We start from the raw sequence: 11,810 nt of genomic DNA on the forward strand, positions 1-11,810 counted from the left end.
CGGCTGACCCCGTTTCCAATCAGCTGGACTGGGGCATCTCGCCACGCGCCAGGCGCTTGTTGATGTCGTCGATTACCGCCGGCAGGTCGGCGATGGTGTCGATCAGGTAGTGCGGGCGGGAGGCTTCGAACATCTGGCCGATGCGCGCGCGCTCCGCCTCCAGCTTGTCTTTCGGCAAAGCCTTGAACTGCTCCCAGGTCAGGCCCAGGGCGTTGCCAGAGCAGGTCAGGGCCACGCTCCACATGCCGGCGCTACGGCCTTCGAGGATGCCCGGCCAGGTGTCGTCCACCTTCACGCAGGCGGCCACGTCGCTGATGCCCAGGGCGATCACGTTGGCCAGGGACTGCGCCGGGTGCGGGCGGCCGTTGGGCACTTCGTCGGTGGCGACCACGTGGTCCGGCACGTAGCCGTTGTCGCGGGCCAGTGCCACCACTTTCTCCATCACCACCTTCGGGTAGCCGGAGCAGGTGCCGATCTTCAGGCCCTTGCCACGCAGTTCGGCGATGGCGTCGAGGGCGCCGGGGATCAGCGCGGAGTGCACGCCGATCTTCTCGATTTGCAGCGGCATGAAGCGCTCGTAGATAGCGGTGACGTCGTCATCGGTGGGCAGGCGGCCGAAGGCGGCGCGGTAACGCTCGCCGATGGCGGGGATGTCGCAGAGGGTGCGGATGTGGTCCCACTTGCCCATGCCCATGGGGCCTCGGGCTTCTGCCAGGGAGACGGCGACGCCGAACTCGGCGAAGGCCTCGACGAAGATCTGGGTCGGGGCGAAAGAGCCGAAGTCGACGACGGTGCCGGCCCAGTCGAGGATGGCGGCTTGCAGTTGGGTGGGTTGCGTGTAGTGCATGGTGAAGACTCCAGCGGGTGGCAGTTCAGGTAAGCGGATTCAGGATTTGGCGCCGGCCAGGGCCGGTTGACCGGTGGCCGGCATGCTGTCCGGCGCGTTCAGGGTTTGCGGGCGGCTGTTCCAGAAGGGCACCAGCATCAGACTGGCGAGCAGGGCCGCAGCGGTGAACACGAGGAATACGGTGGTGGTGTCGAAGTAGCCCGGCAGCAGGCCGCCGAGGATGGCACCCACCGAACCGCAGCCGTTGACGAAGCCCGCGGCGGTGCCGGCGGCTTCCTGGGTGCCGAAGTCGATGGCGGCGGAGCTGCTGATCATCGAGTCCGGGCCGTAGAGGGTCATGCCCATCAGGAACAGCAGCCCCACCACCAGGTACAGGCTGCCGCTCTGCATGGCCGGAACGAACAGCGCCAGGCAGACGGTGAGGGCGATCAGGCTGAACACGCAGGCCGGCATGCGGCGGGCGCCGAACAGCTTGTCCGAGGCGATGCCGATGAGGATCGGCCCTACCAGGCCGGCCAGTTCGAAGGCGGTGGGGACGATGGCAGAAGCCACCTTGCCAATGGACGGCATGCGTTCGTAGACGATCACCGGGCCCCAGAGAAGGATGGCGTAGCGCGCCGGCTTCAGCAGGAAGTAGGCCAGGCCCAGGACCAGTACGGTGCGGTTCCTCATCACCCTGCGCAGGGCGTTCCAGTGGCTTTCGCGCGGACCGTTTCCGCTGCCGGCCTCCGCTTCCACCGGGGCGTGGCCGATATCTTCCGGCCTGTTGCGCTGCAGGAAGAAGAAGGCCACGGCCACGGCGAACACCACCAGGGCGCTGGACATGAACGCCATGCGCCAGTCGTGGAACACTTCGTAGGCCCACCAGCCGGCGAAGGGGGTGGCCACCAGGCCGCCGAAGGCGTAACAGGTACTCCAGTAACCCAGCACGCGGCCACGCTCGCGGGTGGCGAAGAAGCTGCCGATGTTCTTGCACAGGCCCGACCAGCCGGTGGACTGGGCCAGGCCCTGGACCAGCATGCAGGTGGCGAAGATCGGCAGGGTGGCGAAGGTGCCCATGGCCACCGCCGCCAGGGCCGACACCACTAGACCGCCAAGCACCACCACGCGCGGGCCGAAGCGGTCGGCGAAAATGCCCCAGGTGAACTGGCCCACGGCGTAGGCGGCGAGATACAGCGCATCGAGGTTGGCCATGGCGGCCTTGTCGAGTTCGAAGCCCGGGTCTTCGCCGATGCCGAGCTTGGCCACCGAGAAGGCTTTGCGGGTGAAGTAGAAGGCGGCGTAGGCCAGCCAGGTGATGAGGAAGATCTGGACGCGCCAGCGCTGGAGGGACTTCCAGCCACTGTGCAAGGCACCTGCGTTGTTGTTCATGGTTCTGACCCCGTGTGGGAATGCCGGACAGTGCAAATAGGGAGGTTGTTGTTGTTCTGCTGCTGGGCTGTCTAAACGCACGGCCTTGGTCAGATGGCAGCGGTCGTGGCGTCAGGCGGGTGGATGAGTTCGGCGCTAGTAGGCTCCCTGCCCGGCGCTGCCGAGCGGCTGATTTACTACGGCGATGTGACAAAAAGAGGTCGCTGGGGCGGGGAGGCGACCTGCGGCATCCCCGCGCGGAAGCCAGCGATCCCTGACGGTTCCTCAGGCGGCCGGCATCTCCACGTCCATCACCTCCAGGGTGTCGGCGATGGCGCGCAGCAACTGGCGGACGATGTGCTCGTCGATCTGCCCGATGCAGCCGATGCGGAAGCTTTCCGCCACGGTCAGCTTGCCCGGGTAGATGATGAAGCTACGGGCCTTCAGCTCTTCGTAGAAGCGCTTGAACTCGAAGTTCGGGTGCTCCGGGCTGAAGAAGGTGGTGATGATCGGCGACAGCCACTGGTCTTCCAGCAGGGTCTTGAATCCCAGTTCGCGCATGCCGGCCACCAGTACGTCGCGGTTGCGGCTGTAGCGTGCCAGGCGGCCCGCCACGCCACCTTCGGCGGCGTGCTGTTCCAAGGCGCTACGGAAGGCCACCACGCTGTGGGTCGGCGGCGTGAAGCGCCATTGGCCGGTGCGCTCCATGTACGTCCACTGCTCATGGATATCCAGGGCCAGGGAGTGGGCGCGGCCCTTGGCGGCTTCCAGCACGGCACGGCGGATGATCACGAAGCCGAAGCCGGGGATGCCCTCGATGCATTTGTTGGCCGAGGACACCAGCACGTCGAAGGCCACTTCGTTGATGGTCAGCGGCACGGCGCCGAAGGAGCTCATGGCGTCGACGATCAGGCTCTTGCCATGGGCCTTCACCACGTCGGCGATCTCGCGCAGCGGGTTGAGGATGCCGGAGCTGGTCTCGCAGTGGACCAGGAACACGTTGGTGATGTCCGGGTTGGCCTGGAGCAGGGCGTCCACTTCGTCCGGCTGCGGCGGCAGGTAGTCGCCCTTGTCCAGGGTCAGGTAGGCGCGGCCCAGGTAGTCCAGGGTCTTGGCGGCGCGCTGGCCGTAGGCGCCGTTCATCAGGATCAGGCACTTGCCGTCGCGGGGGATGGCGGTGGCCAGGGCGGCTTCCACTGAGAAGCTGCCGCTGCCCTGCAGGGGGACGCAGGCGAAGCTGTCGTCCTGTACGCCGGCCATGGACAGCAACTCCTGGCGGACTTCGGCGGTGACCCGGTTGAAGGCGCCGTCCCAGGAGCCCCAGTCGCGCAGCATAACTTCCTTGGTGGCCCTGGAGGTGGTCAGCGGGCCGGGAGTCAGCAGGTAGGGCTCGCCGAAGGCGGGCGCGGCCAGCGGCTGGGTGGAGGAGGGGGATTCGGCTTTGGTCATGGTCGTCTCCAGCGTCTGTGCTCTGGTAAGGGCGCGTTGCGGTGGAGAGATGAAACCAATTCCCTAAAAATAATAAAAATCGATTTATAGTATTTCAAAAATAAGCTGAGCTTATTTATCTGGAGTGGACGGATGGCGGTTTCCCAGGCGCAGCTCAAGGCCTTTCATGCGGTGGCGGTGCACGGCAATTTCACCCGCGCGGCCGAGGCGTTGTGCCTCAGCCAACCGGCGGTGTCCGACCAGGTGCGCAAGCTGGAGGAGCGCTTCGGCATCCTGCTGTTTCACCGCAACAAGCGCTCGGTGCAGTTGACCGACCTCGGCGAGCGGCTGCTGGCCATCACCCAGCGCCTGTTCGCCGCCGAGGCCGAGGCCCAGGAGCTGCTGTCCACGTCCCGCGCCCTGGAAACCGGCAGCCTGACCCTGGCGGTGGATTCGCCGGTGCACCTGCTGGGGCATATCGCGCGGTTCTGCGAGCGTTATCCGGGCATCCGCGTCAGCCTGGTCACCGGCAACAGCGACGAATGCCTGCGCCGGCTGCAGGAGTACAAGGCGGACTTCGCCCTGCTGGGGCGGGGGGTGGAAGACGATGGCCTGATCACCCATGTATTGAGCAGTGACCCGCTGGTGGCCTTCGTGGCCCATTCCCATCCCTGGGCGCAGCGCGACGCCATCGTCCTCGCCGACCTGGAGGGTATGCCCCTGGTGCTGCGCGAGCGCGGTTCCATGACCCGGCAGATCCTGGAAAGCGAAATGCAGCGCGCGGGGCTGTCGATTCGCCCGGCCATCGAGGTGGAGGGCCGGGAGGCCACCTTCGAGATGGTGGCCGCCGGCCTCGGCGTTGGCTTCGTCTCCGCCGCCGAAGTGGGCGCCAGCGCCAACGTCCATGTGCTGCCGGTCCGTGACTGCCGGCAGCGCATGACCGAAACCCTGGTGTGCCTGCGCGAGCAGGGCTCGCGGCGGATCATCGAGGCGTTCTTCGAGGTGGTGCGCGGCAGGCGCTCCTAGGCCTGGCTGGCACGGCGCCGGTTCGGGCCCAGCCTGCCCTGGAACGCGGCGCGCAGGTCCTCCGTGGGTGGCGGCATGAAACGCAAGCGGGCGAACAGCCCGTTCAGGTGCCGGCACATCAATTCGCTGGCCCGTTCCGTGTCGCCATCCGCCAGGGCCTGCACCACGGCCTGGTGTTCGTCGCAGGAGGTTGCGCTGTAGGCGCGGCTGCGGCTCAGGGCGATGCTCAGGGCGGCGCGTGGCAACAGGCGGGCGAGGAAGTCCAGCAGCCAGGGGTTGCCAGCATGTTCGGCGAGGCGCAGGTGGAAGCGGTTCGCCTGGCCGAGCATGCCCGCGTGGTCGCCGCCGGCCAGGCACTGCCGCTGGCGCTCGATCATGTCGCGCAGCTCGTCCAGTTGTTCCGGTGCGAGGCGGTCGCCGATCAGGCGAATGACCTGCGACTCGATCATCAGGCGTGCTTCCAGCAGTTCGCGGGCGTTCCGCTCGCAGGGCCGGGCGATGGATGCCACCTGGTTCGGCGCCAGCTCCACCGCACCGTCCTCGGCCAGCCGGCTGAGGGCGCGCTGCACGGTGCCGGTGCTGACGCTGAAGATGCGGCCGAGGGTTTCCTTGCTGAGCCGGGTATTGGGGGCCAGGCGCCGGTCGAGGATCGCCGTGTAGAGCGCCTCGTAGACCTGGTGTCCGGCGGCGCGTGGTTCACCGCCAGTGCGGGAAAAGGTGATGTCGATGTTGTGCATGCTCCCACCTCGCATCGCGTGAAGTGTCGACTGGGGGCCCTTTCCGGGCCGTGGCTAGCTGGCGCGCGGACGCGCGCCGGGTCAGGTTTCGGGTAGTCGCAGGTCGATGTTCAAGCGCACGCCCTCATTGAGAATGTGCTGGCGCATGGCGCGGCTGGCCTGCTCGCTGTCGTGTCGGCGGATGGCGCGCAGGATGGCCTCGTGTTCCTCGAGTACCTGCTCGGCGTGTTCCGGACTGTGCAGCGTCGGCCCTTCGCTCTGCTCCAGGGCGCTACCGATCTGCCGGGACACGCTGAGGAAGATGGGGTTGGAGGTGATCGCCACCACCTTGCGGTGGAAGCCCGAATAGGCGCTCGCCAGGGCCGTGGGATTGCGGTCCTCCACCGCCTCGCGCATGTCCAGTACCAGCAGGCGCAGCTGGCTCAGGGCGTTGTCGTCCACCGTCTGCGCCACCAGGCCGACGATGAAGGGCTCCAGGGCATAGCGCAGTTGCAGCACGTCGGCGGCGGTCGCCGCGTTGGGCACCGGAACCACCGCCATGGGCTGGCTCCGGCGTTCCAGGACCATCACGCCCTTGCCCGGCAGGGAGCGCACCACGCCCAGGGTTTCCAGCACGGTGATGGCCTCGCGCAGGCTCGGGCGGCTGATCTCCAGCTGCTCGGCCAGTTCCCGCTGCCCCGGCAGCATCTGGCCGGCGGCCCACTGCCCCTGTTCGATGGGGTCGAGCAGCTTCTGCACGATCGAGTTGACGAGTTTGGATGACGAGAACATTGAACCTCCCTAGTGCTTGGAATCCGTCGGCCCGGTGGCGCCCCCTCCGGGGCGCCAGCCGTTTTCACGCATCCGTTTCACCCGGTCTGACCAGTTGTGTGCGCAGTTGCATGGAACCGTCGTCGTCTCCGGTCGCGCCGCCGGCGAGCACGCCCTGGGTGCGCTGGAGGTCGATGTCGTTCTCCCAGCGGGCGATGGTGACGGTGGCGACGCAGTTGCCGATGAGGTTGGTCAGGGCCCGGCCGATGCCCATGAACCAGTCGACCGAGAGTACCAGTACCAGGCCGGCGGCGGGGATGGCCGGCACGGCGGTGAGGGTCGCGGCGAGGATGACCAGGGCCGACCCGGGGATACCGTGGGCACCCTTGGAGGTGACCAGGGACACCAGCAGGATGGTCAGCAGGTCGCCGGCCGACAGCGGCGTGCCGGTGGCATGGGCGATGAAGACCACGGCCAGGGTCAGGTAGATGGAGAAACCGTCGAGGTTGAAGGAGTAGCCGGTGGGAATCACCAGGCCCACGGTGGAGCTGCGGATGCCGAGGCGTTCGAGCTTGCGCATCACCTGCGGCAGCACGGCGTCGGACGACGCGGTGCCGACGACGATCAGCAGTTCCTCGCGGAAGTAGCGCAGGAAGGGCAGCATCGGCACGCCGCACAGGCGCAGCACGCCGCCCAGGACCACCAGCACGAAGAGGGTGCAGGTCAGGTAGAACACCGCGACCAGGGCGCCTAGGTGGCTGAGGGATTCGAGGCCGTAGCGGCTGGTGGTGAAGGCCACCGCGCCGAACACGCCCAGCGGGGCCAGGCGCACGATCATGCCCATGATGCGGAAGATCACGTGGCTGACCTCGCCGATCAGCCTGGAGATGCCGCTCGCCTGTTCACCCACCAGGTTCAGGGCGCTGCCGAAGAGTACGGCGAACAGCAGGACCTGGAGGATGTTGTTCTCGGCGAAGGCGCTGAAGATAGAGGACGGGATCAGGCCCATGATGAAATCCACCGGGCCATGCATCTGCTTGGTGGCCGAACCGTAGACCGCCGCGTCGGCGCCGTGCAGGCTGGACAGGTCGATGTTGGCGCCGGAGCCCAGCCCCAGCCCGTAGGCCACCGCCAGTCCCAGCACCAGCGCCAGGGTGGTGAGCACTTCGAAGTAGATCACCGACTTGAGGCCGATGCGCCCGACCTTCTTCAGGTCGCCGGCGCCCGAGATGCCATTGACCACCACGCAGAACACGATCAGCGCGATGAGCATCTTGATCAGCTTGATGAAGCCGTCGCCCAGGGGTTTGAGTTGGGAAGAGAATTCGGGAAGTCCGACGCCGAACATCACGCCGATTACCAGGCCTATCACGACTTGCAGAAAGATCGAGCGGGTGCAGAGCTTGAATAGCATCGCGGGGGTCTCCGTTCGGTGCATTCGTGGCGTCTCGGAAGGCATGAGGCGCTGGAACCGAATGCGTTTAATTGTTGTGGTATTACCGGTCAGACCAGTGCAGCCTATTGCCAATCTCCGGTACTTGGCAAGCGCCGTTTGTCCCGGCATGAAAAAGGCGCCTCGCCGATCTTTTCTCCATGGCCGCGGTCGAACGCCGGCGATGCGCGACCGCTCCCGCCTGGCGGGCGTCGGACGGGGCCGCTGTGCTAACCTGCGACAAGTTTTTTTCGGGCCCCGGCGGCCCGTTCCAGAGGTCATCCATGCATATCCACATCCTCGGCATCTGCGGCACTTTCATGGGTTCGCTGGCGGTGCTGGCCAAGGCGCTTGGCCACCGCGTCACCGGTTCCGACGCCAATGTCTACCCGCCCATGAGCACCCAGCTGGAGGCCCAGGGCATCGAACTGATGCAAGGCTACGAGCCGGCTCACCTCGAACCCGCGCCGGACCTGGTGGTCATCGGCAACGCCCTGTCCCGTGGCAATCCGGCGGTGGAGCATGTACTGAACAAGGGCCTGCCCTACGTCTCCGGCCCGCAGTGGTTGGCCGACCATGTGCTGCAGGATCGCTGGGTCCTGGCGGTGGCCGGCACCCACGGCAAGACCACCACCACCAGCATGCTGGCCTGGGTGCTGGAGCATGCCGGCATGAGCCCGGGCTTCCTGATCGGCGGTGTGCCGCAGAACTTCGGCGTGTCCGCGCGCCTGGGCGGCACGCCCTTCTTCGTGGTGGAGGCCGACGAGTACGACAGCGCCTTCTTCGACAAGCGCTCCAAGTTCGTCCACTACCGCCCGCGCACCGCGATCCTCAACAACCTGGAATACGATCACGCGGACATCTTCCCCGACCTCGCGGCCATCGAACGGCAATTCCACCACCTGGTGCGGACTATTCCCGGCGAAGGCCTGATCATCCACCCGACTTCCGAAGGCGCCCTCGCGCGGGTGCTGGAGATGGGCTGCTGGACCCCGGTGCAGACCACCGGCGAAGGCGGCCAATGGCAGGCGCGCCTGCTGGCCGAGGACGGCTCGCGCTTCGAGGTGGCATTCGAAGGTGCCATCGCCGGCACCGTGGACTGGGAACTGACCGGCCAGCACAACGTCGCCAACGCCCTGGCCACCCTGGCCGCCGCCCGCCATGTCGGCGTGGTCCCGGAGTTGGGCGTCGCCGCCCTGTCGGCCTTCAAGAGCGTCAAGCGGCGCATGGAGAAGGTCGCCGAGGTGAAGGGCGTGACCCTTTACGACGACTTCGCCCACCATCCCACCGCCATCGCCACGACGCTCGACGGTCTGCGCAAGCGTGTGGGCGACGCCCCGGTAATCGCCGTGATCGAACCGCGCTCGAACTCCATGAAGCTCGGTGCCCACCGCGACGGCCTGCCGGAGTCGGTGAAGCTGGCCGACCAGGTGTTCTGGTACGCACCGCCGAACCTCGGCTGGGACCTGGCGGCCACCGCGATGGCCTGCCCGGTGCCGGCCCAGGTCTGCGACTCCCTGGAGAGCATCATCGCCGAGGTGAAGGCGATCGCCGTGCCCGGCGCGCAGGTGGTGATCATGAGCAACGGTGGATTCGGCGGCCTGCACGGCAAGCTGGCCAAGGCCCTGGAAGAGTAAGGAGCGGGTCATGAGCGGACCTTCCCGCATCACCCTGGCGATGACCGGCGCTTCCGGCGCCCAGTATGGCCTGCGCCTGCTGGACTGCCTGATCCAGGAAGACCGCGAGGTGCATTTCCTGATTTCCAAGGCCGCGCAGTTGGTGATGGCCACCGAAACCGACGTGACCCTGCCGGCCAAGCCGCAGGCCATGCAGGCCTTCCTTAGCGAATACACCGGCGCCGCGCCGGGGCAGATCCGCTGCTACGGCAAGGAAGACTGGATGTCCCCGGTGGCGTCCGGCTCCGGCGCGCCGGCGGCCATGGTGGTGGTGCCCTGTTCCACCGGCACCCTCTCGGCCATCGCCACCGGCGCCTGCAACAACCTGATCGAGCGTGCCGCCGACGTGACCCTCAAGGAGCGCCGCCCGTTGATCCTGGTGCCGCGCGAGGCGCCGTACTCCAGCATCCACCTGGAGAACATGCTCAAGCTGTCCAACCTGGGCGCGGTGATAGTGCCGGCGTCGCCGGGCTTCTATCACCAGCCGCAGACCATCGACGACCTGGTGGACTTCGTGGTGGCGCGCATCCTCAACCTGCTGGATATCCCCCAGGACATGCTGCCGCGCTGGGGCGAGCACCATCAGGGCGTCGATGACTAAGCCTTTCGCCGCGCTCCTGCTGGCGCTGTTCCTGCTGCAAGGGTGCGCCAGCGTCGGCACCCTCAACGCCGCCAAGCCCGGGGCGCCGATCATCTATTCCGGCACCCGCCTGGACTGGTATGCGCTTAATGGTGGCTGCTGCCCGGCCGATCGTTTCGGCGTCGAGGCGCCGGCCTACCCGGCACTCGACCTGCCGGCCAGCGCCTTGCTCGATACCCTGCTGCTGCCCTTTGCAGTGGCGGCGGAGCTGGGTGTGGGGCTGGGGGTTAGCGGCGGGTATTGAAGGCTAAGTCCATTTGAGCGAGCGCATTGGCCGTTGTGGCGCCGGCCCGGCCCCCTGTCTCAGGCGGCCAGGCCACGCACCTCGGCAAGGCTGTCGACCAGGCCGTAGCGACCCTTGGCATCGCGCACCACGCGGCCCATGGCGACGGCCGGGTCATGGGTGAAGACCAGTCGGCCATTGCGTTCGAGCAGGTCGGCCAGCAGGGCTTGCTTCTCCTCGATCAGACCCTCGGGGAAGCGGTCGTAGCCCATGGTGATTGGCAGGTGCACCCAGGGCGCACCGGGAATCAGATCGCCACTGAAGAGCACCGGGCCATCGGGCATGTCCACTTCCGGCAGGAGCTGGCCGGGGGTGTGGCCGTCGCTCCAGTGGAAGCGCCAGCCGGCGCCCAGGCTTTCGCTGTTGCCGCCTTCCTCGATCAACTCCAGGCGGCCGCTGCCTTCCAGCAGGTCGAGCAGTTCCGGGATGTAGGAGGCGCGGTCGCGGGGATGGGGCTTGCAGGCGCGTTCCCATTGGCGGCGACCGGTGACGAAGCGTGCCCTGGGGAACAGCAGGCGCGGCGGCTGGCCGTCTTCCCAGGGGGCAAGCAGGCCGCCGGCATGGTCGAAGTGCAGGTGGGTGAGCAGAACGACGTCGATGTCGGCGTCACCGAGACCCACGGCGGCCAGGCTGTCGAGCAGCACGTGGCGCTCTTCCTGGACGCCGAAGCGCTGCTTGAGTTCGGGGGAGAAAAAGGCACCGATGCCGGTTTCCACCAAGACGTTGCGGCCCGGCTCCTGGACCAGCAGGGCACGGCAGCCGAGGTCGATGCGGTGCTCGGCGTCCGGTGTCATCCAGCGCTCCCAGAGGGCACGCGGGGCGTTGCCGAACATGGCGCCGCCGTCGAGTTTCTGACTGTTGCCGAGCAGGGTGGTGAGGGTACGCATGGCTGGGGTTCGCATTCGATGGCAAGGCGCCAAGGCTAAACCTTGCCCGGGACGCTGCCCAGCCCCGGTGATCCGGGCGTGCGTTCAGCGCCCCAGTCGGCGCAGTTCGTCCGACTCGATGATGCGCACGCCGTCCTCTTCCTCCAGCGCCAGGCGCCAGAGCGCGCGCGCCAGGGTGCAGACGTCGATGCCCCGGTACTTGCCCGGCAGCCAGCGCAGGAAGGTTGCGGCCAGGCGTTCGCCGAAACGAAACTCGCTGCGGGGACCCATCAGCAGGGATGGGCGGGCAATGGTCAACTGCGGCCAGTCCATGGCTTTCAGCGCTTCCTCCATCTCGCCTTTGACCTTGTTGTAGAAGATCGACGACGCGCGGTCGGCGCCCATGGCGCTGACCACGATGAAATGCCGCGCGCCCATCTCGCGCGCACGCCGGGCGAAGGCCAGCACCAGGTCCAGGTCCACCGCACGGAAGGCTTCCCGGGAACCGGCCTGGCGGAGGGTGCTGCCCAGGCAGCAGAAGGCGACGTCGACCTGTCCTTGAAGCTGCGGGAGTAGTTCGCCCAGTGGGCCGACGGGGTTCAGCAGGTGTGGATGCTCGGCCAAAGGGCGCCGGGTCGGGGCCAGGACCCGGGCCACCGTGGGTTCGTTGAGCAGGCGGTCGAGCAGGTGCTCGCCGGTCAATCCAGTGGCGCCGGCGAGCAATGCGTGCTGGGGCGTCAGGTACATGATGTTTCTCCGCTGATACAAGCTGAGC

The 11,810-nt window shown here is 67.2% G+C and carries 12 protein-coding genes; 4 read left to right on the forward strand and 8 right to left on the reverse strand.

Features of this window, described 5'->3' with window-relative positions:
* Nucleotides 1-19: 19 nt before the first annotated feature.
* The 3 genes from phnX to PJW05_RS04565 all read right to left on the reverse strand — a co-directional run bounded on the left by phnX (nucleotide 20) and on the right by PJW05_RS04565 (nucleotide 3,646).
* On the reverse strand, nucleotides 20-847 hold the full coding sequence (gene phnX, locus PJW05_RS04555; RefSeq protein WP_271410554.1) for a phosphonoacetaldehyde hydrolase: 828 nt from the start codon (nucleotides 845-847) through the stop codon (nucleotides 20-22).
* A 39-nt stretch (nucleotides 848-886) separates the two neighbouring features.
* The gene (locus PJW05_RS04560; protein WP_271410555.1) at nucleotides 887-2,218 is read right to left on the reverse strand and encodes an MFS transporter; all 1,332 of its coding nucleotides are present in this window, start codon (nucleotides 2,216-2,218) and stop codon (nucleotides 887-889) included.
* 264 nt (nucleotides 2,219-2,482) lie between these two features.
* On the reverse strand, nucleotides 2,483-3,646 hold the full coding sequence (locus PJW05_RS04565) for a 2-aminoethylphosphonate--pyruvate transaminase (RefSeq protein ID WP_271410556.1): 1,164 nt from the start codon (nucleotides 3,644-3,646) through the stop codon (nucleotides 2,483-2,485).
* A gap of 132 nt (nucleotides 3,647-3,778) precedes the next feature.
* Here PJW05_RS04565 and PJW05_RS04570 point away from each other — a divergent pair, with 132 nt between their 5' ends.
* Nucleotides 3,779-4,651, forward strand: coding sequence for a LysR substrate-binding domain-containing protein (locus tag PJW05_RS04570; protein WP_271410557.1), 873 nt, complete (start codon nucleotides 3,779-3,781; stop codon nucleotides 4,649-4,651).
* On the opposite strand, the gene PJW05_RS04575 is transcribed toward PJW05_RS04570, so the two are convergent.
* From PJW05_RS04575 to PJW05_RS04585, 3 genes are all read right to left on the reverse strand, one after another.
* Nucleotides 4,648-5,388 carry a GntR family transcriptional regulator gene (locus PJW05_RS04575; protein ID WP_271410558.1) on the reverse strand — a complete coding sequence of 247 codons (741 nt, stop codon included), beginning with the start codon at nucleotides 5,386-5,388 and terminating at the stop codon, nucleotides 4,648-4,650. The genes PJW05_RS04570 and PJW05_RS04575 overlap by 4 nt on opposite strands.
* A gap of 81 nt (nucleotides 5,389-5,469) precedes the next feature.
* Nucleotides 5,470-6,159 (reverse strand): FadR/GntR family transcriptional regulator, encoded by a 690-nt coding sequence (locus tag PJW05_RS04580; RefSeq protein WP_271410559.1) that lies wholly within the window; start codon nucleotides 6,157-6,159, stop codon nucleotides 5,470-5,472.
* Between the two features lie 64 nt (nucleotides 6,160-6,223).
* Nucleotides 6,224-7,576: a C4-dicarboxylate transporter DctA gene (locus PJW05_RS04585; protein ID WP_271410560.1), complete on the reverse strand. Its 1,353-nt coding sequence runs from the start codon at nucleotides 7,574-7,576 to the stop codon at nucleotides 6,224-6,226.
* A 278-nt stretch (nucleotides 7,577-7,854) separates the two neighbouring features.
* On the opposite strand from PJW05_RS04585, the gene mpl reads away from it, so the two are divergent.
* Genes mpl through PJW05_RS04600 form a run of 3 tightly spaced genes read left to right on the forward strand, consistent with a single transcriptional unit; the run spans nucleotide 7,855 to nucleotide 10,130 of the window.
* The gene (mpl, locus tag PJW05_RS04590) at nucleotides 7,855-9,207 is read left to right on the forward strand and encodes a UDP-N-acetylmuramate:L-alanyl-gamma-D-glutamyl-meso-diaminopimelate ligase (RefSeq protein ID WP_271410561.1); all 1,353 of its coding nucleotides are present in this window, start codon (nucleotides 7,855-7,857) and stop codon (nucleotides 9,205-9,207) included.
* Nucleotides 9,208-9,217: 10 nt separating this feature from the next.
* A complete protein-coding gene (gene ubiX / locus PJW05_RS04595) occupies nucleotides 9,218-9,847 on the forward strand; it encodes a flavin prenyltransferase UbiX (protein WP_271410562.1) in 630 nt (209 codons plus the stop codon).
* The gene (locus PJW05_RS04600; RefSeq protein ID WP_271410563.1) at nucleotides 9,840-10,130 is read left to right on the forward strand and encodes a YceK/YidQ family lipoprotein; all 291 of its coding nucleotides are present in this window, start codon (nucleotides 9,840-9,842) and stop codon (nucleotides 10,128-10,130) included. Before ubiX ends, PJW05_RS04600 begins: the two co-directional genes overlap by 8 nt.
* A 59-nt stretch (nucleotides 10,131-10,189) precedes the next feature.
* On the opposite strand, the gene PJW05_RS04605 is transcribed toward PJW05_RS04600, so the two are convergent.
* Together PJW05_RS04605 and PJW05_RS04610 are read right to left on the reverse strand one after the other, a co-directional pair.
* Nucleotides 10,190-11,056 carry an MBL fold metallo-hydrolase gene (locus tag PJW05_RS04605; protein ID WP_271410564.1) on the reverse strand — a complete coding sequence of 289 codons (867 nt, stop codon included), beginning with the start codon at nucleotides 11,054-11,056 and terminating at the stop codon, nucleotides 10,190-10,192.
* 84 nt (nucleotides 11,057-11,140) lie between these two features.
* Nucleotides 11,141-11,782 carry an oxidoreductase gene (locus PJW05_RS04610; RefSeq protein ID WP_271410565.1) on the reverse strand — a complete coding sequence of 214 codons (642 nt, stop codon included), beginning with the start codon at nucleotides 11,780-11,782 and terminating at the stop codon, nucleotides 11,141-11,143.
* Between the last annotated feature and the right edge of the window lie 28 nt (nucleotides 11,783-11,810).

It is taken from the genome of Pseudomonas sp. Q1-7, from assembly GCF_028010285.1.
In the GTDB taxonomy this organism is placed as follows: domain Bacteria; phylum Pseudomonadota; class Gammaproteobacteria; order Pseudomonadales; family Pseudomonadaceae; genus Metapseudomonas.